The 22,707-nt window shown below is 62.0% G+C and carries 24 protein-coding genes and 1 pseudogene; 1 reads left to right on the top strand and 24 read right to left on the bottom strand.

The window, feature by feature from the left end:
- Window positions 1-39 precede the first annotated feature (39 nt).
- The 19 genes and pseudogenes from der to trmJ all read right to left on the bottom strand — a co-directional run bounded on the left by der (window position 40) and on the right by trmJ (window position 16,596).
- The gene (der, locus tag LOY34_RS04545) at window positions 40-1,503 is read right to left on the bottom strand and encodes a ribosome biogenesis GTPase Der (protein ID WP_045196227.1); all 1,464 of its coding nucleotides are present in this window, start codon (window positions 1,501-1,503) and stop codon (window positions 40-42) included.
- A gap of 116 nt (window positions 1,504-1,619) precedes the next feature.
- Window positions 1,620-2,771 (bottom strand): outer membrane protein assembly factor BamB, encoded by a 1,152-nt coding sequence (gene bamB / locus LOY34_RS04540; RefSeq protein ID WP_045196225.1) that lies wholly within the window; start codon window positions 2,769-2,771, stop codon window positions 1,620-1,622.
- Window positions 2,764-3,372, bottom strand: a complete 609-nt coding sequence (locus LOY34_RS04535) for a tetratricopeptide repeat protein (protein WP_176470444.1) — start codon at window positions 3,370-3,372, stop codon at window positions 2,764-2,766. Before LOY34_RS04535 ends, bamB begins: the two co-directional genes overlap by 8 nt.
- Window positions 3,373-3,444: 72 nt before the next feature.
- The gene (gene hisS, locus LOY34_RS04530) at window positions 3,445-4,734 is read right to left on the bottom strand and encodes a histidine--tRNA ligase (protein WP_045196222.1); all 1,290 of its coding nucleotides are present in this window, start codon (window positions 4,732-4,734) and stop codon (window positions 3,445-3,447) included.
- Window positions 4,735-4,762: 28 nt separating this feature from the next.
- Window positions 4,763-5,872, bottom strand: a complete 1,110-nt coding sequence (ispG, locus tag LOY34_RS04525) for a flavodoxin-dependent (E)-4-hydroxy-3-methylbut-2-enyl-diphosphate synthase (RefSeq protein WP_038997015.1) — start codon at window positions 5,870-5,872, stop codon at window positions 4,763-4,765.
- Between the two features lie 3 nt (window positions 5,873-5,875).
- Window positions 5,876-6,896 (bottom strand): annotated as a pseudogene (locus LOY34_RS04520) (RodZ domain-containing protein).
- Window positions 6,896-7,654 carry a type IV pilus biogenesis/stability protein PilW gene (gene pilW, locus LOY34_RS04515; protein ID WP_045196217.1) on the bottom strand — a complete coding sequence of 253 codons (759 nt, stop codon included), beginning with the start codon at window positions 7,652-7,654 and terminating at the stop codon, window positions 6,896-6,898. Before pilW ends, LOY34_RS04520 begins: the two are co-directional and overlap by 1 nt.
- A 13-nt stretch (window positions 7,655-7,667) precedes the next feature.
- The gene (gene rlmN / locus LOY34_RS04510; RefSeq protein ID WP_045196215.1) at window positions 7,668-8,813 is read right to left on the bottom strand and encodes a 23S rRNA (adenine(2503)-C(2))-methyltransferase RlmN; all 1,146 of its coding nucleotides are present in this window, start codon (window positions 8,811-8,813) and stop codon (window positions 7,668-7,670) included.
- Window positions 8,814-8,841: 28 nt separating this feature from the next.
- Window positions 8,842-9,267, bottom strand: a complete 426-nt coding sequence (gene ndk / locus LOY34_RS04505) for a nucleoside-diphosphate kinase (RefSeq protein ID WP_007964426.1) — start codon at window positions 9,265-9,267, stop codon at window positions 8,842-8,844.
- A gap of 91 nt (window positions 9,268-9,358) precedes the next feature.
- Window positions 9,359-9,559: a Fe-S cluster assembly protein IscX gene (iscX, locus tag LOY34_RS04500; protein ID WP_045196212.1), complete on the bottom strand. Its 201-nt coding sequence runs from the start codon at window positions 9,557-9,559 to the stop codon at window positions 9,359-9,361.
- A gap of 13 nt (window positions 9,560-9,572) precedes the next feature.
- On the bottom strand, window positions 9,573-9,914 hold the full coding sequence (gene fdx, locus LOY34_RS04495) for an ISC system 2Fe-2S type ferredoxin (protein WP_045196210.1): 342 nt from the start codon (window positions 9,912-9,914) through the stop codon (window positions 9,573-9,575).
- Between the two features lie 3 nt (window positions 9,915-9,917).
- Window positions 9,918-11,780, bottom strand: coding sequence for a Fe-S protein assembly chaperone HscA (hscA, locus tag LOY34_RS04490; protein ID WP_195885705.1), 1,863 nt, complete (start codon window positions 11,778-11,780; stop codon window positions 9,918-9,920).
- Window positions 11,781-11,822: 42 nt separating this feature from the next.
- Window positions 11,823-12,344 (bottom strand): co-chaperone HscB, encoded by a 522-nt coding sequence (hscB, locus tag LOY34_RS04485; RefSeq protein WP_045196206.1) that lies wholly within the window; start codon window positions 12,342-12,344, stop codon window positions 11,823-11,825.
- Between the two features lie 8 nt (window positions 12,345-12,352).
- A complete protein-coding gene (gene iscA, locus LOY34_RS04480) occupies window positions 12,353-12,676 on the bottom strand; it encodes an iron-sulfur cluster assembly protein IscA (protein ID WP_045196204.1) in 324 nt (107 codons plus the stop codon).
- A 28-nt stretch (window positions 12,677-12,704) separates the two neighbouring features.
- On the bottom strand, window positions 12,705-13,091 hold the full coding sequence (gene iscU / locus LOY34_RS04475; RefSeq protein ID WP_002552476.1) for a Fe-S cluster assembly scaffold IscU: 387 nt from the start codon (window positions 13,089-13,091) through the stop codon (window positions 12,705-12,707).
- A gap of 46 nt (window positions 13,092-13,137) precedes the next feature.
- The gene (locus tag LOY34_RS04470; protein WP_045196198.1) at window positions 13,138-14,352 is read right to left on the bottom strand and encodes an IscS subfamily cysteine desulfurase; all 1,215 of its coding nucleotides are present in this window, start codon (window positions 14,350-14,352) and stop codon (window positions 13,138-13,140) included.
- Window positions 14,353-14,394: 42 nt separating this feature from the next.
- Entirely contained in the window at window positions 14,395-14,886 is a 492-nt protein-coding gene (gene iscR / locus LOY34_RS04465) for a Fe-S cluster assembly transcriptional regulator IscR (RefSeq protein WP_036993915.1), read from the bottom strand.
- Between the two features lie 153 nt (window positions 14,887-15,039).
- Window positions 15,040-15,822, bottom strand: a complete 783-nt coding sequence (gene cysE, locus LOY34_RS04460) for a serine O-acetyltransferase (RefSeq protein ID WP_115088644.1) — start codon at window positions 15,820-15,822, stop codon at window positions 15,040-15,042.
- On the bottom strand, window positions 15,823-16,596 hold the full coding sequence (gene trmJ / locus LOY34_RS04455; RefSeq protein WP_045196192.1) for a tRNA (cytosine(32)/uridine(32)-2'-O)-methyltransferase TrmJ: 774 nt from the start codon (window positions 16,594-16,596) through the stop codon (window positions 15,823-15,825).
- A gap of 145 nt (window positions 16,597-16,741) precedes the next feature.
- On the opposite strand from trmJ, the gene suhB reads away from it, so the two are divergent.
- Window positions 16,742-17,560, top strand: coding sequence for an inositol-phosphate phosphatase (gene suhB / locus LOY34_RS04450; protein ID WP_010223469.1), 819 nt, complete (start codon window positions 16,742-16,744; stop codon window positions 17,558-17,560).
- A 125-nt stretch (window positions 17,561-17,685) separates the two neighbouring features.
- On the opposite strand, the gene LOY34_RS04445 is transcribed toward suhB, so the two are convergent.
- The 5 genes from LOY34_RS04445 to tgt all read right to left on the bottom strand — a co-directional run bounded on the left by LOY34_RS04445 (window position 17,686) and on the right by tgt (window position 22,703).
- Entirely contained in the window at window positions 17,686-18,234 is a 549-nt protein-coding gene (locus LOY34_RS04445) for a glycine zipper 2TM domain-containing protein (RefSeq protein ID WP_258664312.1), read from the bottom strand.
- Window positions 18,235-18,354: 120 nt separating this feature from the next.
- The gene (gene secF, locus LOY34_RS04440) at window positions 18,355-19,266 is read right to left on the bottom strand and encodes a protein translocase subunit SecF (RefSeq protein ID WP_045196188.1); all 912 of its coding nucleotides are present in this window, start codon (window positions 19,264-19,266) and stop codon (window positions 18,355-18,357) included.
- Window positions 19,267-19,275: 9 nt separating this feature from the next.
- Window positions 19,276-21,141 carry a protein translocase subunit SecD gene (secD, locus tag LOY34_RS04435; protein WP_045196186.1) on the bottom strand — a complete coding sequence of 622 codons (1,866 nt, stop codon included), beginning with the start codon at window positions 21,139-21,141 and terminating at the stop codon, window positions 19,276-19,278.
- Window positions 21,142-21,204: 63 nt separating this feature from the next.
- Window positions 21,205-21,540: a preprotein translocase subunit YajC gene (gene yajC / locus LOY34_RS04430; RefSeq protein ID WP_010223473.1), complete on the bottom strand. Its 336-nt coding sequence runs from the start codon at window positions 21,538-21,540 to the stop codon at window positions 21,205-21,207.
- A gap of 47 nt (window positions 21,541-21,587) precedes the next feature.
- Window positions 21,588-22,703, bottom strand: a complete 1,116-nt coding sequence (tgt, locus tag LOY34_RS04425) for a tRNA guanosine(34) transglycosylase Tgt (protein ID WP_162195925.1) — start codon at window positions 22,701-22,703, stop codon at window positions 21,588-21,590.
- Between the last annotated feature and the right edge of the window lie 4 nt (window positions 22,704-22,707).

Below are 22,707 nucleotides of genomic sequence, written 5' to 3'. Positions count from 1 at the left end.
AACCCGCTCCCGTAGGAGCGGGCTTGCCCCGCGATGCTTCTAGCGCTTGTCTTTACGCTTCTTCTCGGCTTTCTTGTGGTGCGACATCAAGCGACGCTTCTTGTTGACCTGGCGGTCGGTCAGCGTGTTCTTGTTGCCTTCATACGGGTTGTCACTGCCCTTGTACTCGATGCGGATCGGCGTACCGACCAGCTTGAGCACGCGGCGGTAGGTGTTTTCCAGGTAGCGCGAGTAGGACTTGGGTACCTTCTCGACCTGGTTGCCGTGGATCACGATGATCGGCGGGTTGGCGCCACCGAGGTGGGCATAGCGCAGCTTGATCCGGCGGCTGTTGACCATCGGCGGCTGGTGCTCGCTGACCGCATCTTCGAGGATCTGGGTCAGGCGGCTGGTCGGCCAGCGGGTGACCGCCGACTTGAACGAGTTCTGCACCGACTGGTACAGGTTCCCCACGCCAGTGCCGTGCAGCGCCGAGATGAAGTGGATGTCGGCGAAGTCGACGAAGAACAGCCGGCGTTCCAGCTCGGTCTTCACGTAGTCGCGCTCGCTCGGCTGCATGCCGTCCCACTTGTTCAGGGCGATAACGATGGCGCGACCGGCTTCCAGGGCAAAGCCCAGCAGGTTCAGGTCATGGTCGACCACGCCTTCGCGGGCGTCCATGACGAAGATCACCACGTTGGCGTCCTTGATCGCCTGCAGGGTCTTGACCACGGAGAACTTCTCGACTTCTTCGTGGATCTTGCCGCGCTTGCGCACCCCGGCGGTGTCGATCAGGGTGTATTTCTCTTCGTTACGCTCGAAGGGAATGTAGATACTGTCGCGGGTGGTGCCGGGCTGGTCATAGACGATGACCCGTTCTTCACCGAGCATGCGGTTGACCAGGGTCGACTTGCCGACGTTAGGCCGGCCGATGATGGCGATCTTGATCCCGTCTTTTTCGCTCGGGCCAGGGATACGCACCGCTTCCTCGCCTTCAGCGACGTCGGTGTCGATCTCTTCCTCGTCCTTGTCCCGCGGGAAGTCGCTGAGTACAGCTTCCAGCAGGTTGTTGACGCCACGGCCCTGGGCGCCGGCAACACCAATGGCGTTACCCATGCCCAGTGGCGAAAATTCGGCGATGGCGGCCAGCGGATCGATGTTGTCGATCTTGTTGGCAACCAGGAACGAGCGTTTGTTGCGCTTGCGCAGGTGCTCGGAAATCATCTGGTCGGCGGCGGTCAGACCGGCGCGGGCATCGACCAGGAACAAGACCACATCGGCTTCTTCAATGGCCAGCAGCGACTGCTCGGCCATTTTCTCGTCCATGCCTTCCTCGTCACCGGAAATACCACCGGTGTCGACCAGGATGTACGAACGGCCTTGCCAGCGCGCTTCACCGTACTGGCGGTCTCGGGTCAGCCCGGACAGGTCGCCGACGATAGCGTCGCGGGTCCTGGTCAGGCGGTTGAACATGGTGGATTTACCGACGTTCGGTCGGCCCACCAGGGCGATTACGGGAACCATTCGGCTCTCCACTTCATAAATTCGAAAAATACAAAGGCCGCTGCACTGCAGCGGCCGGAGTTCGAGCGGCACCCGAAGTGCCGCAGCCCGAGGCCGGCATGGCCTCAAGCATAGCCTCAGCGGATGGTCAGCGCCTCGAGCTTGCCGCTGTTGCCGTACACATAGATGGTGTCACCCACCACCAGCGGACGGGCGCGCAGGCCATCGCTGTCGATACGCTCACGACCGACGAAACGACCATCGACCTGGCTGAGCAGGTGCAGGTAGCCTTCCAGGTCACCCACCGCTACGTAGCTGGAGAACACTTCCGGCGCCGACAGCTGGCGGCGTGCCAGCGAATCGTTGCTCCACAGGGCGCTGGACGAGCGCTCGTCGATGCCTTCCACAGTGCCCGAAGCCAGGCTCACGTAGACGTTACCGAAGCCCTGGGCCACACCGGTGTAGCTGGAAGCATCACGCTGCCACAGCAACCGGCCGCTCTCCAGGTCCAGGCCGGCAACGCGGCCCTGGTAGCTGGAAACGTACAGGGTACCGCCGGACAGCAGCAGGCCGCCGTCGATATCCACAACCCGGTCAAGCTCCGAGCGACCTTGCGGGATGGCCACACGCTGCTCCCAGACCGGCGCGCCGTTCTGGGTGTCGAGGGCAACCACTTTACCGGTCGAAAGGCCAGCAACGGCCAGACGGTTAGTCACGATTGGAGCGCCAGTACCGCGCAGGGTCAGTACCGCCGGAGTGCTTTCGTAGATCCAGCGACGGTCGCCGGTGCTGGCGTCCAGGCCAATGACGCGGTCGTCCTGGGTCTGTACTACCACCACGTCACCGTTGGTCGCTGGTGGCGCCAGCACTTCACTGGTAACGCGCGAGCGCCAGCGCTCCTCACCGGTGCTGGCATCCAGGGCAATCACTTCGCCCTTGAGGGTGCCGAGCATGACCATGCCGTAACCGACGCCAACGGCACCGGACACTGGCAGTTCGAGGTCCTTCTTCCAGGCCACGTCGCCGTTGCTGCGATCCAGCGCCATCACCACGCCGGTAACATCGGCGGCGTAGATGCGGTCGTTTTCGATCGCCGGCACCAGCATGTTGAAGGTTTCGCCCTGACCGTCACCGATCGAACGGCTCCACTGCTTCTTCAGGACCACTTCTTCGGTGAACTTGGTGAGTTCGGCCGGTGGCAATTCCTTTTTGCTGTTGCTGCTGCAACCCACGGCCAGAAGGGCCAGGGTCAGCACTGCTGCATGTTTCCAACCGATCACGTCACGCATCCCCTTTGGCCAGGTCGTCGAGCTTGAGTTGCAGGCCACCGATCGCGGCGTCGTCAGACAGCGCAGCCTTGGCTTTTTCGTAAGCGGCATGGGCGTCGCCAGCGCGGCCCAGTTGCACCAGCAGGTCGCCCTTGAGCTCTTCGCGGCTGGCCAGGAACGCCTTGTCGGCATCGCCTTCGAGCAGCTTCAGCGCTTCGTCGACCTTTTTCTGCGCGGCCAGCACACGGGCCAGGCGCTGACGGGCGATTTCACCCAGGGTCGCGTCGGCCGGCTTGTCCATCACAAGCTTCAGCTCGGCCGCGGCGTCATCGAGCTTGCCGCTCTCGACGGCTACCTTGGCGACGAACAGGCTGGCGTACTGGGCATAGGCCGAGCCGCCGAATTCGTTCTTGAGTTTGCCGGACAGCTCGGCAACCTTGGCCGCGTCGGGCTCGCCGCTTGGCGTCAGGGTAGTCTCCAGCAGGGCCTGGTAAAGGTTCGAGGCGCCTTGCGACTGGTTGGTCTGGTATTTCTGCCAGGCTTGCCAGCCGAACACCACGACCAGCGCCAGCAGGCCACCGGTTACCAGCGGCTTGCCATTGCGGTCCCACCAGTCCTTCATCGCGACCAGTTGTTCATCATCGGTACTCGACACCCCAATACTCCTTTTCACCAAATCGGCTGTTGACTCGCCTCACGCCTGCGCGAGCGAGGCTTCCAGGTGCTCTGCCAGAGCATCCCAGGCAATGTTTTGTTGTTCGCCCTGACCGCGCAGGGGTTTGAAACCTACCACTTGTTGCGCCAGCTCGTCGTCCCCCAGGATCAAGGCGAACAGCGCGTTGCTCTTGTCGGCCTTCTTGAACTGGCTCTTGAAGCTGCCAGCACCGGCGTTGACCTGCAGGCGCAGGTTCGGCAGACGGTCACGCAGGCGCTCGCTCAGGGCCAGGCCGGCAAGCTCGGCCTGCTCGCCGAAGGCGCACAGGTAGACGTCGACCTGACGGTTGATCGACTCGGGTACCTGCTCGAGGGTTTCCAGCAGCAGGATCAGGCGCTCGATACCCATGGCGAAACCAACGCCCGGGGTCGGCTTGCCGCCCATCTGCTCGACCAGGCCGTCGTAGCGACCACCGGCACATACGGTGCCCTGGGAGCCGAGCTTGTCGGTGACCCATTCGAAAACGGTCTTGCTGTAGTAGTCCAGGCCGCGCACCAGTTTGGTGTTGATCACGAACGGAATGCCGGCGGCATCCAGGCGTGCCTTGAGGCCCTCGAAGTGCACGCGGGACTCTTCGTCCAGGTAGTCTTCGAGCTTCGGCGCATCGACCAGCACCGCCTGGGTATTGGCGTCCTTGCTGTCGAGGATGCGCAGCGGGTTGCTTTTCAGGCGGCGCTGACTGTCTTCGTCCAGGTGCTCCAGGCGCGCCGAGAGGAACTCGACCAGCGCGTCACGGTAGCGGGCCCGGGCTTCGCTGGTACCCAGGCTGTTGAGTTCGAGCTTGACCGCGTCGCGAATGCCCAACTGGCCCCAGAGGCGCCAGGTGAGCATGATCAGCTCGGCGTCGATATCCGGGCCGTCGAGGTTGAAGACTTCAACGCCAATCTGGTTGAACTGGCGATAACGGCCTTTCTGCGGGCGTTCGTGACGGAACATCTGGCCGATGTACCAGAGTTTCTGCACCTGGCCGCTGCCGGTGATGCCGTGCTCGAGCACGGCGCGCACGCAGGCGGCGGTGCCTTCCGGGCGCAAGGTCAGGGAGTCGCCGTTACGATCGTCGAAGGTGTACATCTCTTTTTCGACGATGTCGGTGACTTCGCCGATCGAGCGCTTGAACAGCTCGGTGAACTCGACGATCGGCGTGCGGATCTGGCGATAGCCATAGGTATCCAGCAGGCCGGCCACGGTGTTCTCGAAATAACGCCACAGCGGCGTCTGCTCGGGCAGGATGTCGTTCATGCCACGAATGGCTTGCAGCGATTTGCTCACGGAAAATCCCTTAACAATTCTGTGTCAGTCAGCCACGGGCGATCAGCGCCGCGTCGGCCTCGGCTTTTTCAGCCGCTTTCTGGCGGATGAGCTTTTCCAGCTCATCGACCAGGTTGTCATTGGTCAGCTTCTGCGCAGGCTTGCCGTCGATGTAGATCAGGTTCGGCGTGCCACCGGTGAGCCCCACGTGGGCTTCCTTGGCCTCGCCCGGGCCGTTGACCACGCAACCGATCACGGCGACGTCCAGCGGTACCAGCAGGTCTTCCAGGCGCCCTTCCAGCTCGTTCATGGTCTTGACCACATCGAAGTTCTGCCGCGAGCAGCTCGGGCAGGCGATGAAGTTGATGCCACGCGAACGCAGGTGCAGGGACTTGAGGATGTCGTAGCCGACCTTGACCTCTTCGACCGGGTCGGCGGCCAGCGAAATGCGAATAGTATCGCCAATCCCGTCGGCAAGCAGCATACCGAGGCCCACCGCGGATTTCACCGTGCCCGAGCGCAGGCCGCCGGCTTCGGTGATACCCAGGTGCAGCGGCTGGATGATCTGCTTGGCCAGCAGGCGGTAGGCTTCGACGGCCATGAACACGTCAGAGGCTTTAACGCTGACCTTGAAGTCCTGGAAATCCAGGCGGTCGAGGTGCTCGACATGACGCATGGCGGACTCGACCAGCGCCGCCGGGGTCGGCTCGCCGTACTTTTTCTGCAGGTCTTTTTCCAGGGAACCGGCGTTGACGCCGATACGGATCGGAATACCGCGATCGCGGGCGGCATCGACCACCGCCCGAACGCGGTCTTCACGACCGATGTTGCCCGGGTTGATGCGCAGGCAGTCAACGCCCAGTTCGGCCACGCGCAAGGCGATGCGATAGTCGAAATGGATGTCGGCAACCAGCGGTACGCTGACCTGCTGCTTGATCTTGCCGAAGGCCTCGGCAGCGTCCATGTCCGGTACCGAGACGCGCACGATGTCGACGCCGGCATCGATCAGGCGGTTGATCTGCGCCACGGTCGCGGCCACGTCATTGGTGTCGGTGTTGGTCATGCTCTGGACCGCGATGGGAGCATCGCCGCCAACAGGCACATTACCTACCCAGATTTTCCGGGATTCGCGACGTTTGATCGGAGATTCGCCGTGCATGACTTATTGTCCCAACTTCAGGCGAGCGGTCTCGCCACTGGTGAACGGCGCAACGTCGACAGGCTGGCCGTTGTAGCTGACCTGCACGCCGCGGGCAAAGCCCAGGCGTACCGAAAACGGCGGCTTGCCGGTCAGGTCCAGGCTGTCGCCCTTGCGCTTGATGGCGCTGAACAGCAGCTTGCCGTTGCCGTCGGTGACCGAGGTCCAGCAATCGGCGTTGAATTGCATGTGCAACTGGCCGCTACCGGCCGGGGCTGGAGCGGCGACAGCAGGTGCTGCTGGCGCTGCGGCAACCACTGCACTGTTGACCACGGGCGCCACCGGGGCTGGCGCTGGAGCCGGTACAACCGGCGCCACCGGCGTGGTCGCGGTGCTGGCGGCAGGCGCAGCAGGCGTGGCAGCAGGGCTGGCCGGTGCTTGTTCGGCAGGTGCGGCGCCAGCCGGTTCTGTCGGGGCCTGCTCAAGGCTCAAGGCAGTGCTTTGCGGTTGCTGGCCAGCGCTCACAGCCTGGTCTTCAGGCTCGTCCAGCGGGTGAATCTGGGTGGTGCCGTCGGCGCTTTCGACTTCGACGTGCTCCAGGGCCATGTTGGCCAGGTCCTTGCCACGCAGGCTGGTCTGGTCCTGCCACCAGAAGAAGCCACCACCGATCACCACCACCAGCAGCACCAGGCTGACGATACGCAGGATGTTGTGGGACAGGCGCACCGGCTCTTCGATGCGGCCAAGGGCGTGAACGTCGCTGCCCTGGGCGTGGGTGCCGGTGCACTGGTCGAAAGCTTGCACCAGGGCAGCCTGGTCCATGTCCAGCAGCTTGGCATAGGCGCGTATGTAGCCACGGGCAAAGGTATGCCCCGGCAGCTTGTCGAAGGCGCCGGCTTCTAGATTGTTCAGGGAACTCACGGTGAGGTTGAGCTTGCGGGCCACTTCGGCCTGGGACCAGTCCCTGCTCTCGCGGGCCTGACGCAGGATTTCACCGGGATTTTTCGCGAGTCGCTGCTGCTGCTTCGGGATGCGCCGCTTTCATCATTGCTCCGACAGGTATTGCTGATATTCCGGTGTACCGGGATAAAGTCGTTGTAATTGCAGGCCCAGTTCGCTGGCCTTGTTCCGTTCTTCGAAGACGCTGGCCAGGCGGCTGCCCAGCAGCAGGCTGCGGGCACTGTGGTCGCTCAGCTGGCTGAAGCGATCGTAGTAGTCACGGGCCGGCACATAATGCCTGTCTTCGTAAGACAACTCAGCCATTTCCAGCAACGCGCGCGGCTGCTGCTGGTTGAGTCGCAAAGCTTTTACCAGGTATTCCTGCGCTTCGGCGCGCTGCCCCAGCCTGAGCGCGGTCAGGCCAAGGTTCTCGAACACCCGGGAGCGTTCAGGATACAGGGTATCGGCCGCCGCTTGGGCAAACATCTGCTGCGCCTGGGCGTATTGCCCACGAGCATAAAGGAAACTGCCGTAATTGTTGCGAATTCGGGTGTCGTCCGGGCGCCGGGCCAGGGCCTTGCGAAAGTGCGCCTCGGCCAGCTCCGGCTCGTCTTCGGCCTGAAACACCAAAGCCAGGGCCGCATGGGCTGCGGCATCCTGGCTATCGAGGTCGAGGGCTTTTTTCAGCGGCGCCTTGGCCTGCTCGGTCAAACCTTGTTGCAAATAACCCAGGCCCAACTGCACATAGGCTTGGCGTGCCTGCTCGCGACCTTCACGACTGCCCAGCGCGTCCGAACTCCCGCCGGACACGCAACCTGCAAGCAGGGCGAGCGCCAGGATCGACAGCGCGAAGCGCAGGGTCATGGAGGTCCTCTCTTCAGTTGCGCGCAGCGCTTTCTTGCACGTCACCGTCGGCATTCAACTGACGTACGGCGATATAGCGCTCGCTGCGGCGGGTGCGGTCCATCACCTGGCCGACCAGCTGGCCGCACGCCGCGTCGATGTCTTCACCACGGGTGGTGCGCACGGTAACGTTGTAGCCGGCGTGATGCAGGTGGTCCTGGAAACGACGGATGGCGTTGTTGCTCGGCCGCTCGTAACCGGAATGCGGGAACGGGTTGAACGGAATCAGGTTGATCTTGCACGGCACGTTCTTGAGCAACTCGGCCATTTCCACGGCGTGTTCGAGCTTGTCGTTGACGTCCTTGAGCAGGGTGTACTCAATGGTCAGCACGCGCTTTTCGCCCAGCTGCGACATGTAGTTCATGCAGGCTTCGAGCAGGACCTTGAGCGGGTACTTCTTGTTGAGCGGTACCAGCTCGTTGCGCAGCGCATCGTTCGGCGCGTGCAGCGAGAGGGCCAGGGAGACGTCGATGTGCTTGGCCAGCTCTTCGATCATCGGTACCACGCCGGAAGTGGACAGGGTCACCCGGCGCTTGGAAATGCCGTAGCCGAGGTCGTCCATCATCAGGTGCATGGCGGCGACCACGTTGTCGAAGTTCAGCAGTGGCTCACCCATGCCCATCATCACCACGTTGGTGATGGCACGGTCGATGGTGGCCGGCACGCTGCCGAACGACTTGTTGGCAATCCACACCTGGCCGATCACTTCGGCGGCGGTGAGGTTGCTGTTGAATCCTTGCTTGCCGGTGGAGCAGAAACTGCAGTCCAGGGCGCAACCGGCCTGGGACGAGACACACAGGGTGCCACGCTTGCCCTGGGGGATGTACACGGTCTCGACGCAGCTGCCGGACGCCACGCGCACCACCCATTTACGGGTGCCGTCGCTGGAGATGTCCTCGCTGACCACTTCCGGACCGCGAATCTCGGCAACAGCCTTGAGCTTTTCGCGCAAGGCCTTGCCGACATTCGTCATGGCGTCGAAATCATCGACGCCAAAGTGGTGAATCCATTTCATTACCTGACCGGCACGGAAACGCTTCTCCCCGATAGAGTCGAAGAATTTTTCCATTTCCGGCTGGGTAAGCCCCAACAGGTTAGTTTTGCCAGTCGATGTCGTCATGGATTCACCCTCACCCGTAAGCTTTCGCTTAGCGAGTGGTTACCTCGGTAGCTGCGAAGAAGTACGAGATTTCGCGAGCAGCGGCAGCTTCGGAGTCCGAACCGTGAACGGCGTTGGCGTCGATGGACTCGGCGAAGTCAGCACGGATGGTGCCGGCAGCAGCTTCTTTAGGGTTGGTAGCGCCCATCAGCTCACGGTTCAGAGCGATGGCGTTTTCGCCTTCCAGAACCTGGACAACAACAGGACCGGAGATCATGAAGGCAACCAGGTCGCCGAAGAAGCCGCGCTCTTTGTGCTCAGCATAGAAGCCTTCGGCTTCGGCTTTGGACAGTTGCTTGAGTTTCGAGGCAACGACGCGCAGGCCGGCTTTTTCGAAACGGGTGGTGATCTCGCCGATCACGTTTTTAGCAACGGCGTCAGGCTTGATGATCGAGAAAGTACGTTGAACAGCCATGGTGAAACTCCAGAAACGTTGAGTGAAGCGAAAAATTAAACCCGCGAATTATACGCGGGTTCCGGGGGATTGCCTAACCTGCCGAGCGCGCTCAGTCGGCTTCTTCGATCCAGGCCGCCTGGATGGCTTCGAGAACCTTCTCGCCGCCACGGGTCGGATCGTCACTGAATTCCGGCAATGCCAGCACCCAACGGTGCAGATCGACGAAGTTCACATAACGAGGATCGACTTCCGGCTTGCTTTCGGCAAGCTGGATTGCAATTTCAAGTACATCAACCCATTTCAGGCTCATGTCGGCTCCAGGATCAATGCGGCGCTTCGGCAGCGTGGTTGAGCGAGTATTTCGGAATCTCGACAGTTACATCCTCGGTACCGACCACGGCCTGACAGGTCAGGCGCGACGTAGGCTCAAGGCCCCATGCGCGATCCAGGAAGTCCTCTTCCAGCTCGTCAGCCTCATTGAGCGAATTGAAACCTTCGCGAATGACGCAGTGGCACGTGGTACAGGCGCAGACGCCACCACAAGCGCTTTCGATCTCAATGTGGTTGTCATGGGCCACCTCGAGAATGGATTTCCCGGTCTCGGCCTCCACGACCATGCCATCTGGGCAGAATCTCTCGTGGGGCAGAAAAATCACCTGCGGCATCAGTTATTCCTCGATCTCATTCAGGTTGCGCCCGGCCAAAGCGGCTTTTACCGTCGAATCAAGGCGACGGGCGGCAAAGGCATCGGTCACCTGCGACAGACGCTTGGTCTGTTGCTCGATGGCCGCGCCATCGGTGCCGTTGATCAAATCACGCAAGTCTTGCATCTGTTGCTCGATTGCCAGGCGCTCTTCGGCGTCCAGCAGTCGTTCGCCATCGGCGTCCAGGGCGCCCTGTACCGCTTCGAGCAGGCGCTCGGCGTCGACCTGGTGCTCGCGCAGCTGGCGCGCCACCTTGTCGAAACCGGCATGCTCGAAGGAGTCCTTGAGCATACGGGCGATTTCGCCGTCGGTCAGACCGTAGGACGGCTTGACCTGAATGCTCGATTCGACACCCGAGCCCAGCTCGCGCGCCGAAACGCTGAGCAGGCCGTCGGCATCGACCTGGAAGGTCACGCGGATCTTCGCCGCACCGGCAACCATCGCCGGGATGCCACGCAGTTCGAAGCGCGCCAGGGAGCGGCAGTCACTGATCAGTTCGCGCTCGCCCTGCAGCACATGAATCATCATGGCCGACTGGCCATCTTTGTAGGTGGTGAACTCCTGGGCGCGGGCAACCGGGATGGTGGTGTTGCGCGGAATCACCTTCTCCATCAGCCCACCCATGGTTTCCAGACCCAGGGACAACGGAATCACGTCCAGCAGCAGCAATTCGCCACCATCACGGCGGTTGCCAGCCAGGGTATCGGCCTGGATGGCGGCGCCGATGGCGACTACCTGGTCCGGGTCGATTTCGGTCAGCGGGGTACGCCCAAACAACGTGCCGACGGCCTCGCGCACACGCGGCACGCGGGTCGAACCACCGACCATGACCACTGCGGCAACTTCTTCGAGCTCGACGCCGCTGTCACGCACGGCGCGGCGGCAGGCCTTGAGGCTGCGGGCGACCATGGGCTCGATCAGGGCATCGAAGGCACTGCGGGTCAGCTCGGCCTGCCAGTTGCCATAGGCGACCGTGACCACATCAGCATTGGTCAGGGCCTCTTTGGCTGCGCAGGCGGTCTGCAGCAGCTGGCGCTGGGCACCCGGATCGAGGTCCGAGGACAAGCCGGCCTGCTCGACAATCCAGCTGGCGATGGCGTGGTCGAAGTCGTCGCCGCCCAGGGCGCTGTCGCCACCGGTGGCCAGCACTTCAAAGACACCGCCGGTCAGGCGCAGGATCGAGATATCGAAGGTACCGCCACCCAGGTCATAGATGGCCACCAGGCCTTCGGCATTCTGGTCCAGGCCATAGGCCACGGCCGCCGCGGTCGGCTCGTTGAGCAGGCGCAACACGTTCAGGCCGGCCAGACGCGCGGCGTCCTTGGTGGCCTGGCGCTGGGCGTCGTCGAAATACGCCGGCACGGTGATCACCGCGCCAACCAGTTCGCCGCCGAGGGTCTCTTCGGCGCGCTGGCGCAGCACCTTGAGGATGTCGGCCGAAACTTCCACCGGGCTTTTCGGGCCCTGGACGGTGTCGATGAACGGCATGTGCGACTCGCCACCGACAAAGCGGTACGGCAGTTGCTCACCCAGTTGCTTGACGTCTGCCAGGCCACGGCCCATCAGGCGCTTGACCGACAGCACGGTATTGAGCGGGTCGCTGGAGGCGGCGTCGCGGGCGCTCTGGCCGACATCGATGTGGTCAGCGTGATAGCGCACTGCGGACGGCAGGATCACCCGGCCTTGGGCATCGGGCAGGGGCTCGCTGCGGCCGCTGCGCAGGGCAGCAACCAGGGAATTGGTGGTACCAAGGTCAATACCCACCGCCAGGCGACGCTGGTGCGGCTGGGGGCTCTGACCGGGTTCGGCAATCTGCAGTAGGGCCATGCTTATCTGAATACCAGGGGCGCCGCCAGAAGCAGCGCCGGGTTAATCGTCGAGGCGCTCTTCCAGCTGGCGCACTTCGTAGGCGAGCTTGTCGAGAAACTGCATGCGGCGCATCAGGCGCTCGGCCTGTTCACGCTGCGCAGGATCATCCCAGCAGGCGGCGAAGTCCTCGTTGAGTGCTTCCTGGGCGGCTTTCAAGCGACGCTTGAAGACGGCCACGCCATCGAGGTCGGCACTGTCCTGGAGGTCTTCGAGCTCTTCACGCAGCTGCATCTGCTGCAGCAGGAACTCGGGATCATGGACGGTGACTTCCTGCGGCACTTCATGGCCGCCGATCGCCAACAGGTAGCGGGCACGCCGGGGCGCGCTCTTGAGAGTCTGGTAGGCCTCGTTCAGCGCAGCCGAACGCTCCAGCGCAATGCGCTGTTCACGTTCGGAGGCATCGGCGAAGCGATCCGGATGGACCTCGCGGGCCAGCTCGCGATAGCGAACAGCCAGCTTGTCGAGGTCCAGACGGAAGCCAGGTTGCAGGTCAAACAGGGCGAAATGACAAGGAGTACCCACGCGCAGCCTCAGACGTTGAAGCTTTCGCCGCAGCCACACTCACCGCGCACGTTGGGGTTGTTGAACTTGAAGCCTTCGTTCAACCCTTCCTTGACGAAATCCAGCTCGGTACCGTCGAGGTACGTCAGGCTTTTCGGATCGATGATGACCTTTTCGCCATGGCTTTCGAAGACCTGGTCATCGGAGGTTACTTCATCGACGAACTCCAGCACATAGGCCAGGCCCGAGCAGCCAGTGGTGCGCACGCCAAGGCGAATACCTTCACCCTTGCCGCGTCCGTCGAGGGAGCGCCGCACATGTTTGGCGGCGGCTTCTGTCATGCTGATAGCCATCGAGACTCCTTACCTGCAACAGGCGACCTTAGAGCAAACCTTTCTTCTGCTTGTAATCGCGCACGGCCGCCTTGATGGCGTCCTCGGCGAGTACCGAGCAGTGGATTTTAACCGGCGGCAGCGCCAGTTCTTCGGCCAGCTGGGTGTTCTTGATGGTTTCCGCTTCGTCCAGGGTCTTGCCCTTCATCCACTCGGTAGCGAGGGAGCTGGAAGCGATGGCCGAACCGCAGCCGTAGGTCTTGAACTTGGCGTCTTCGATAACGCCCTGCTCGTTGACCTTGATCTGCAGGCGCATGACGTCGCCGCACGCCGGAGCGCCGACCATGCCGGTGCCGACATCCGGGTCCTCGGCATTCATCTTGCCGACGTTACGCGGGTTTTCGTAGTGGTCGATGACCTTTTCACTGTATGCCATGGTGCAATTCCTTCCTCATCAGAGAGCCGCTCTTGCCGGCGACTACTTAGTGCGCAGCCCACTCGATCTTGGAGATGTCGACGCCGTCTTTGTACATATCCCACAGCGGCGACAATTCGCGCAGCTTGGTTACGGCCTCGCAAACCTTCTGCGCGGCGTAGTCGATTTCTTCTTCGGTGGTGAAGCGACCGAAGGTAAAGCGGATCGAGCTGTGTGCCAGTTCGTCGTTGCGGCCCAGGGCACGCAGCACGTAGGACGGCTCGAGCGAAGCCGAAGTACAGGCCGAGCCGGACGAAACGGCCAGGTCCTTGAGCGCCATGATCAGCGACTCGCCTTCGACGTAGTTGAAGCTCAGGTTCAGGTTGTGCGGAATGCGCGCGGTCATGCTGCCGTTGATGTACAGCTCTTCGAGGCCTTCAACCTGCTTGTAGAAGCGGTCGCTCAGGGCCTTGATGCGCAGGTTCTCGCTGGCCATCAGCTCTTTGGCGATGGCGAAGGCTTCGCCCATGCCGACGATCTGGTGGGTGGCCAGGGTGCCCGAACGCATGCCGCGCTCGTGACCGCCGCCGTGCATGGTGGCTTCCAGGCGCACGCGAGGCTTGCGGCTGACGTACAGCGCGCCAATGCCTTTAGGGCCATAGGTCTTGTGCGCCGAGAACGACATCAGGTCGACCTTGAGCTTTTGCAGGTCGATCTCGACCTTGCCGGTGGACTGCGCGGCATCGACGTGGAACATGACGCCGCGGGCGCGGGTCAGCTCGCCAATGGCGGCGATGTCGTTGATGGTGCCGATTTCGTTGTTCACGTGCATGATCGACACCAGAATGGTGTCTTCACGCAGGGCAGCTTCAACCATGGCCGGGGTGATCAGGCCATCGGCGCCTGGCTCGATGTAGGTCACTTCAAAGCCTTCACGCTCCAGCTGACGAGTGCTGTCCAGGACAGCCTTGTGCTCGATCTTGGAGGTGATCAGGTGCTTGCCCTTGGTGCTGTAGAAGTGCGCGACGCCCTTGATTGCCAGGTTGTCGGACTCGGTGGCACCACTGGTCCAGACAATTTCACGCGGGTCGGCATTGACCAGGTCGGCGACCTGGCGACGGGCGTTCTCGACCGCTTCTTCGGCTTTCCAGCCAAAGACGTGGGAGCGCGACGCCGGGTTACCGAAGTTCCCGTCGACCAGCAGGCAGTCGCTCATCTTCTGGGCAACGCGTGGATCGACCGGGGTGGTCGCGGAGTAATCGAGGTAGATCGGCAACTTCATTGAATATCTCCTATCAGGCGGTCGCGCCGCGCGTCGAAACGGTCATTCGACGGCGGACGTCTCAATCTTGTCCAGCTGCGGTGCCCGGCCTGCGATACGACGCAGGTCCTGGCGCTGGGCGACTTCTTGTACCTCACGGCGAGTGACAAGGTCAGCCAGGCTGATGCCGCTGAGGAATTCGTGAATCTGCTGGCTGAGGTCGCACCACAGGTGGTGGGTCAGGCAGGTGTCGCCGGCGTGGCAATCACCCAGCCCCTGGCAGCGCGTGGCATCGACCGATTCGTTGACCGCATCGATGACCTGGGCGACCTGAATGCTCTCCATGCTTCGCGACAGCTGGTAGCCGCCGCCAGGGCCGCGCACACTGGAAACCAGGCTGCTGCGGCGCAGCTTTGCAAACAGCTGCTCCAGATAAGAGAGGGAAATGCCTTGGCGCTCGGAAATGTCGGCCAGAGACACCGGCCCATTCTGCGCGTGCAACGCCAGGTCGAGCATGGCGGTCACGGCGTATCGGCCTTTTGTAGTCAGTCGCATGGCTAGTAGGTACCACGGGGTTACGGGATGGGAGCGAGTATGCTATTCCCGAGCATTTAAGTCAACTATAAGACCTAGTGCTTTAGTCGGGTTTACCGCAAGAGGGCGGCGGAATGATAGCAAACTAAGGGGCGCTTGCGCACGCCCCTTCTGTCAATGCGTCGACGCGTCGCTGCGGGCCTCATCCTTGATCTCGGCGAAGTCCTCTTCACGCAGTGCCGGCAGCTCCTTGGCGCAGTAGTCGCTGCCAAGATTCTTAAGCGCGCCGCACATGTCTTCCAGACGCCCGTCGACCGCCTGCAGGTGGTCAAGCAACTGACCAATGGCGCGGGCCACCGGGTCGGGCATGTCTTCGCTGACGCCATAGGCATCGAAGCCGATCTTCTCGGCCATGGCCTTGCGCCGGGCCTCGACCTCGGCATCGGTCTTGACGATGATCCGCCCGGGGATACCCACCGCAGTCGCGCCGGCCGGTACCGCCTTGGTGACCACCGCGTTGGAACCGATCTTGGCTCCGGCGCCGACGGTGAACGGCCCCAGCACCTTGGCCCCGGCACCGACGACCACGCCGTCCTCAAGGGTCGGGTGGCGCTTGCCCTTGTTCCAGGTGGTGCCGCCCAGGGTCACGCCCTGGTACAGAGTGACGTCGTCGCCGATCTCGGCGGTTTCGCCGATGACGATGCCCATGCCGTGGTCAATGAAGAAGCGCCGCCCCACCTTGGCACCAGGGTGAATCTCGATCCCGGTCAGCCAGCGGCCGAAGTTCGACACCAGCCGCGCCAGCCACTTCCAGTCCCGCCGCCACAAGGCGTGCGCCGCACGATGCAGCCAGATTGCATGCATGCCGGGGTAGCAGGTCAGCACTTCAAAGGCATTGCGCGCCGCCGGGTCGCGGTGGAAAACGCTCTGGATATCTTCACGCAGACGCTCGAACATCTATTGATCCTTGCGCTTATGCGGCTCGCCACGGGCCGCTTTCTGGGTTTCGGTGAGAATGCCGCGCAAAATACTCATTTCCGAACGATCCACCGAGCTACGCCCGTACAGGCGACGCAGGCGCGGCATCAGGTGCCTGGGCTTGAGCGGGTCGAGAAAGCCGATATCGACCAGGGTTTTTTCCAGGTGCTGGTAGAACAGCTCCATTTCATCCATGGTCGCCAGCTCGTGGCCACGCTCGTGCGCCACTTCGACTTTTTCCACCGGCGCCGCCTGCTGCTCCTGCGCCAGCCAGGCCATGCGCACCTCATAGGCCAGCACCTGCACTGCGGCGCCGAGGTTCAGCGAACTGAAGTCCGGGTTCGAGGGGATGTGCACATGGAAATGGCAACGCTGCAGTTCTTCGTTGGTCAGGCCGGCGTGCTCACGGCCGAACACCAGGGCAATCTCTTCGCCCTGAACGGCATGCTCGATGACCTTGCTGGCGCACTCGCGCGGGTCGACCAGCGGCCAGGGGATGCGGCGCTCGCGGGCACTGGTACCGAACACCAGGTTGCAGCCGACCAGCGCCTCTTCAAGGGTGGCGACCACTTGTGCGCCGCCCAGCACATCATCGGCACCCGACGCACGGGCATCTGCCTCGGGCGAGGGAAAATGCTGCGGATCGACCAGCACCAAGCGCGACAAGCCCATGTTTTTCATGGCACGCGCAGCGCCGCCGATATTGCCGGGGTGGCTGGTATTGACCAGAACAACACGAATATTTTGCAGCAAGGCGAGCGCTCACAGACGTTGCGAAGGGGGAGCAAATCTTACAGAAGCGACCGACTTTACGCTACGAAAGCAAATGTCACCCTTCTTCGCGCAAAGTTTTCTGCTAGAATGTTCGGCTTTCTTTAACGACCCAGGTGAAACGTCCATGCAGCCCATGCTGAATATCGCGCTGCGCGCCGCCCGCAGCGCCAGTGAATTGATTTTCCGCTCCATCGAGCGCCTGGATAGCATCAAGGTTGATGAAAAAGACGCCAAGGATTACGTCTCCGAAGTCGATCGCGCCGCAGAGCAGAAAATCATCGATGCCCTGCGCAAGGCCTACCCGAACCACTCCATCTACGGCGAAGAGACCGGCCTGCATGCCGGTAGCGGCGAAGAAGGCAAGGACTACCTGTGGATCATCGACCCACTGGATGGCACCACCAACTTCCTGCGTGGCGTTCCGCACTTTGCTGTCAGCATTGCCTGCAAATACCGTGGCCGCCTTGAGCACGCCGTGGTGCTGGACCCTGTCCGCCAGGAAGAATTCACCGCCAGCCGTGGCCGTGGCGCCCAGCTGAACGGCCGCCGCCTGCGCGTCAGCCCTCGCACCAGCCTGGAAGGCGCCCTGCTGGGTACCGGCTTCCCGTTCCGCGACAACCAGATGGCTGACCTGGACAACTACCTGGGCATGTTCCGCGCCCTGGTTGGCCAGACCGCCGGCATCCGCCGCGCCGGTGCTGCCAGCCTGGACCTGGCCTACGTTGCCGCCGGTCGTTTCGATGCCTTCTGGGAATCGGGCCTGTCGGAGTGGGACATGGCTGCAGGCGCCCTGCTGATCCAGGAAGCGGGCGGCCTGGTGAGCGACTTCACCGGTGGCCACGACTTCCTCGAGAAGGGTCACATCGTTGCTGGCAACACCAAGTGCTTCAAGGCCGTTCTGACTGCTATCCAGCCGCACCTGCCTGCTTCGATCAAACGCTAAGTACGATCGAGCACAAAAAAAGCACCCTTCGGGGTGCTTTTTTTGGCCTGTAGGAGCGGGCTTGCCCCGCGATAGCGATCTAACCGTTACACCGCATCGCGGGGCAAGCCCGCTCCTACAGTAGATTACTGGCCAGCCTGGGCCTGGCTCAGTACCAGCTTGCCTTCTTTATCCAGCGGAATTTGCGAACCCGGGTCACGGTCCATGCGCACTTGACCGACCTTGTCGCCGATCGAGTATTTCACGTCATAGCCGACCACCTTCTCGCTCAGGTCGTTGACCGTGTTGCAGCGGGTTTGCGTGGTGGTGTAGGTATCACGCTCCTGCATGCCTTCCTGCACCTTGTTGCCGGCATAGCCGCCACCGACCGCACCGGCCACGGTCGCAATCTTCTTGCCGGTACCGCCACCAATCTGGTTACCCAGCAGGCCACCTGCCAGCGCACCGACCACGGTACCGGCAATCTGGTGTTGATCCTTGACCGGCGCCTGACGCGCCACAGTGACGTCCTTGCACACTTCACGGGGTGTCTTGACCGTCTGCTTGACCGGCTGCACCGCCAAAACTTCGGCATATTCCGGCCCGCCCTTGACCAGGCTGTAGGTGGCAACAGCACCTCCGGCTGTTACACCGACAGCACCCAGAACCGCACCCACCAGCATCGATTTGTTCACCTGAACCTCCTGATCATACCTGCGGAACATTGCCCGCCTTCTCCCTGCCTTGGAGCATAAAAAAAGGCGCGAGTTCAACACTCGCGCCCTTTTGTACGACCAACAGTGCGGGAAATTCCCTTATGGACGGTCGTCCACACCTTCGGCTTTCACCGTCGGGATCAGGTCTTCACTGTTCAGGTTCAGCCAGATCAGCACCACGTTGGCGATATAGATCGACGAGTAGGTACCGGCCATGACACCGATGAACAGCGCCAGGGAGAAGCCCCACAGGTTGTCGCCACCGAAGAACAGCAGCGCGGCAATCGCCAGCAAGGTCGACACCGAGGTCGCCACGGTCCGCAGCAGGGTCTGGGTGGTCGAAATGTTGATGTTCTCGATCAGCGAAGCCTTGCGCAGAACCCGGAAGTTCTCACGTACCCGGTCGAATACGACGATGGTGTCGTTGAGCGAGTAGCCAATGATCGCCAGCACCGCCGCCAGCACCGTCAGGTCGAAGGTGATCTGGAAGAACGAGAGGATACCCATGGTCACGACCACGTCGTGGATCAGCGACAGGATCGCACCCAGGGCGAACTTCCACTGAAAGCGGAAGGCCAGGTAGATCATGATGCCGCCCAGGGCCAGAAGCATGCCCAGGCCACCCTGGTCGCGCAGCTCTTCACCGACCTGCGGGCCAACGAACTCGACACGCTTGACCACCGCCGGGTTGTCGGTGCTGACCTTTTGCAGCGCCTCGGACACTCGGTTACCCAGTTGCGGATCATCGCCCGGCATACGCACCAGCAGGTCGGTGGTAGCACCGAAACTCTGCACCACGGCGTCCTGGAAGCCGGCCTTGACCAGCTCTTCACGGACCTCGCCAAGGTTGGCTGGACGCTCGTAGGTCAGCTCGATGAGCGTACCGCCGGTGAAGTCCAGACCAAAGTTGAGGCCTTTGTAGAACCAGCTGAACAGCGCCAGCACGGTCAGAAGCAGGGTGATGCCGAACGCAAGGTTGCGCACACCCATGAAGTTGATTGTACGTAACATGGCAGCCCCTTATACCCACAGCTTCTTGATATCACGCCCGCCGCAGGTCAGGTTGACCATTGCACGGGTGACCATGACGGCCGTGAACATCGAGGTGAAAATCCCGAGGGACATGGTAACCGCGAAGCCCTTGACCGGGCCGGTACCCATGGCGAAGAGGATGCCGCCGACCAGCAAGGTGGTCAGGTTGGCGTCGACAATCGCCGTGTAGGCACGGTTGAAACCTTCGTGGATGGCGCGTTGCACCGACATGCCATTGGCCAGCTCTTCGCGGATCCGCGAGAAGATCAGCACGTTGGCGTCAACCGCCATACCCATGGTCAGGACGATACCGGCGATACCCGGCAGGGTCAGCGTTGCCCCCAGCAGCGACATCAGCGCCAGCAGCATGACCATGTTACCGGCCAGGGCGATGGTCGCGATCAGGCCGAAGAAGCGGTAGATGGCCATGATGAACAGCGAGACAAACAGCATGCCCCACAGGGATGCGTCGATACCCTTGGTGATGTTGTCGGCACCCAGGCTCGGGCCAATGGTGCGCTCTTCAGCAAAGTACATCGGCGCCGCCAGGCCACCAGCACGCAGCAGCAGGGCCAGTTCCGACGACTCGCCCTGACCGTTCAGGCCAGTGATGCGGAACTGGCTGCCCAGTGGCGACTGGATGGTCGCCAGGCTGATGATCTTCTTCTCTTCGGTGAAAGTCTGCACGGCAACGTCTTTCTCGACGCCGTCGACCATCTGCTTGACGTAGCGCGTGGTTGGACGCTGCTCGATGAAGATCACCGCCATGCTGCGGCCGACGTTGCTACGGGTAGCACGGCTCATCAGCTCGCCACCATGACCATCCAGACGGATGTTCACCTGCGGACGGCCCTGCTCGTCGAAGCTGGCCTGGGCGTCGGTCACCTGGTCACCGGTGATGATCAGGCCACGCTCGACCGCAGCCGAACGACCGCCTTCACGGAACTCGAAGGTTTCGGTGGTGGCTTTCGAGGCACCAGGCTCAGCACCCAGGCGGAATTCGAGGTTGGCGGTCTTGCCGAGAATACGCTTGGCTTCGGCGGTGTCCTGCACGCCTGGCAGCTCGACCACGATGCGGTTGGCACCCTGGCGCTGAACCAGTGGCTCGGCTACACCCAGCTCGTTGACGCGGTTACGTACCGTGGTCAGGTTCTGCTTGATCGAGTATTCACGGATTTCCGCGACCTTGGCCGGGGTAATCGCCAGGCGCAGCACCGACAGACCGTTGCGCTCGGTGGTGGTCAGCTCGAAATCGTTGAAATTCTTGCGGATCAGGCTGCGGGCCTGTTCGCGGGATTCGTCATCGGAGAAGCCCAGCTGGATGCCGCCATCTTGTTGCGGCAGGCTGCGATAGCGCACGCGCTCTTTGCGCAGCAGGCTCTTGACTTCGCCTTCGTAGACTTTCAGGCGCGCCGACATGGCTTTGTCCATGTCCACTTCAAGCAGGAAGTGCACACCACCGGAAAGGTCCAGGCCCAGCTTCATCGGGCTTGCGCCCAGGTTGCGCAGCCATTGCGGGGTAGTCGGGGCCAGGTTGAGCGCTACTACATAGTCGTCGCCCAGTGCCTTGCGCACTACATCCTTGGCTGGCAGTTGGTCTTCCTGTTTGCTCAGGCGCACCAGGCCAACCTTGCCCTTCTCGCCCAGGCTCGCGGCCTTGACCTGGATACCGGACTCGTTGAGCGCCTTGCTCACGCGGTCCAGATCGGCCTGAGTGACCTGCAGTGCAGTACTGGCACCGCTGACCTGAACGGCCGGATCATCAGGGTAGAGGTTGGGAGCGGAATAAATAAAACCGATCGCCAGTACCACCAGGATCAGTGCGTATTTCCACAGAGGGTATTTGTTCAGCATCACGCCGCCCGTTCAAGACGCGGGGCGCCTTGCGCGCCCCGTCGATTGGTAAAAAACTGAAACTTAGATCGCTTTGAGCGTGCCTTTAGGCAGGGTCGCGGCTACGGCGCCCTTCTGGAACTTCAGCTCGACGTTGTCGGACACTTCCAGAACCACGAAGTCGTCGGCAACCTTGACGATCTTGCCGGCGATACCGCCGTTGGTGACAACTTCGTCACCTTTTTGCAGGTTGCTCAGCAGGTTTTTCTGCTCTTTGGCACGTTTGGCCTGCGGGCGCCAGATCATCAGGTAGAAGATGACCAGGAAACCGACCAGGAAAATCCACTCGAAGCCAGTACCGGCTGGGCCGGCGGCTGGGGCAGCTGCGTCCGCGTATGCGGCAGGGATCAGAAAGCTCATTTAGCACTCCAGTTGCAAATCAGTACTTGTTAGGGATCGACAGAACATCAGTCCAAGGGCGGCACAGGCAGCCCGCGCTTGGCGTAAAAGGCATCGACAAAGGCGGCCAATGTACCTTGTTGAATAGCCTCGCGTAAACCAGCCATCAAGCGCTGGTAATGACGCAAGTTATGGATCGTATTCAACATACTGCCCAACATTTCGCCGCATTTATCCAGATGATGCAGATACGCGCGGGAGAAGTTCTGGCAGGTATAGCAATCGCAGGTCGCGTCCAGGGGCGAATCATCGTGGCGATGGAACGCGTTACGGATTTTCAGCACGCCGGTATCGACAAACAGATGGCCGTTGCGCGCGTTGCGCGTGGGCATCACGCAATCGAACATGTCGACGCCGCGGCGCACACCCTCAACGAGATCTTCCGGCTTGCCTACCCCCATAAGGTAACGAGGTTTGTCAGCCGGCATCCGCCCTGGCAGGTAGTCCAGGACCTTGATCATTTCGTGCTTGGGCTCGCCCACCGACAGGCCGCCGATGGCCAGGCCGTCGAAGCCGATCTTTTCCAGGCCTTCTAGCGAGCGCATGCGCAGGTTCTCGTGCATGCCACCCTGAACAATGCCGAACAGCGCCGCAGTGCTGTCGCCGTGGGCGTTCTTCGAGCGCTGTGCCCAGCGCAGGGACAACTCCATGGACACCCGGGCGACGTCTTCATCGGCCGGGTACGGGGTGCACTCGTCGAAGATCATCACCACGTCCGAGCCCAGGTCACGCTGGACCTGCATCGACTCTTCCGGGCCCATGAACACCTTGGAGCCGTCGACCGGCGAGGCGAAGGTCACGCCCTCTTCGCGGATCTTGCGCATGGCGCCCAGGCTGAACACCTGGAAACCGCCGGAGTCGGTGAGGATCGGGCCCTGCCACTTCATGAAGTCGTGCAGGTCGCCGTGGGCCTTGATCACCTCGGTGCCCGGGCGCAGCCACAGGTGGAAGGTGTTGCCGAGGATCATGTGCGCGCCGATCGCCTCGATGTCGCGCGGCAGCATGCCCTTGACCGTGCCATAGGTGCCCACCGGCATGAACGCCGGGGTCTCGACCACGCCACGCGGGAAAGTCAGGCGGCCGCGACGGGCCTTGCCGTCAGTGGCGAGCAATTCGAAGGACATACGA

Source organism: Pseudomonas sp. B21-009 (genome assembly GCF_024749345.1).
Taxonomy (GTDB): Bacteria; Pseudomonadota; Gammaproteobacteria; order Pseudomonadales; family Pseudomonadaceae; genus Aquipseudomonas.
The sequence above is the reverse complement of the archived record's forward strand: the minus strand, read 5'-3'. Positions and strand labels throughout refer to the sequence as shown.

Excerpts from the sequence above, each read along its gene's own strand:
- der (WP_045196227.1), bottom strand. The coding sequence starts at position 1,503 with ATGGTTCCCGTAATCGCCCTGGTGGGCCGACCGAACGTCGGTAAATCC.
- bamB (WP_045196225.1), bottom strand. The coding sequence starts at position 2,771 with ATGCGTGACGTGATCGGTTGGAAACATGCAGCAGTGCTGACCCTGGCC.
- LOY34_RS04535 (WP_176470444.1), bottom strand. The coding sequence starts at position 3,372 with ATGAAGGACTGGTGGGACCGCAATGGCAAGCCGCTGGTAACCGGTGGC.
- ispG (WP_038997015.1), bottom strand. The coding sequence starts at position 5,872 with ATGCACGGCGAATCTCCGATCAAACGTCGCGAATCCCGGAAAATCTGG.
- pilW (WP_045196217.1), bottom strand. The coding sequence starts at position 7,654 with ATGACCCTGCGCTTCGCGCTGTCGATCCTGGCGCTCGCCCTGCTTGCA.
- rlmN (WP_045196215.1), bottom strand. The coding sequence starts at position 8,813 with ATGACGACATCGACTGGCAAAACTAACCTGTTGGGGCTTACCCAGCCG.
- ndk (WP_007964426.1), bottom strand. The coding sequence starts at position 9,267 with ATGGCTGTTCAACGTACTTTCTCGATCATCAAGCCTGACGCCGTTGCT.
- iscX (WP_045196212.1), bottom strand. The coding sequence starts at position 9,559 with ATGAGCCTGAAATGGGTTGATGTACTTGAAATTGCAATCCAGCTTGCC.
- fdx (WP_045196210.1), bottom strand. The coding sequence starts at position 9,914 with ATGCCGCAGGTGATTTTTCTGCCCCACGAGAGATTCTGCCCAGATGGC.
- hscA (WP_195885705.1), bottom strand. The coding sequence starts at position 11,780 with ATGGCCCTACTGCAGATTGCCGAACCCGGTCAGAGCCCCCAGCCGCAC.
- iscA (WP_045196204.1), bottom strand. The coding sequence starts at position 12,676 with ATGGCTATCAGCATGACAGAAGCCGCCGCCAAACATGTGCGGCGCTCC.
- iscU (WP_002552476.1), bottom strand. The coding sequence starts at position 13,091 with ATGGCATACAGTGAAAAGGTCATCGACCACTACGAAAACCCGCGTAAC.
- LOY34_RS04470 (WP_045196198.1), bottom strand. The coding sequence starts at position 14,352 with ATGAAGTTGCCGATCTACCTCGATTACTCCGCGACCACCCCGGTCGAT.
- iscR (WP_036993915.1), bottom strand. The coding sequence starts at position 14,886 with ATGCGACTGACTACAAAAGGCCGATACGCCGTGACCGCCATGCTCGAC.
- cysE (WP_115088644.1), bottom strand. The coding sequence starts at position 15,822 with ATGTTCGAGCGTCTGCGTGAAGATATCCAGAGCGTTTTCCACCGCGAC.
- suhB (WP_010223469.1), top strand. The coding sequence starts at position 16,742 with ATGCAGCCCATGCTGAATATCGCGCTGCGCGCCGCCCGCAGCGCCAGT.
- secF (WP_045196188.1), bottom strand. The coding sequence starts at position 19,266 with ATGTTACGTACAATCAACTTCATGGGTGTGCGCAACCTTGCGTTCGGC.
- secD (WP_045196186.1), bottom strand. The coding sequence starts at position 21,141 with ATGCTGAACAAATACCCTCTGTGGAAATACGCACTGATCCTGGTGGTA.
- yajC (WP_010223473.1), bottom strand. The coding sequence starts at position 21,540 with ATGAGCTTTCTGATCCCTGCCGCATACGCGGACGCAGCTGCCCCAGCC.
- tgt (WP_162195925.1), bottom strand. The coding sequence starts at position 22,703 with ATGTCCTTCGAATTGCTCGCCACTGACGGCAAGGCCCGTCGCGGCCGC.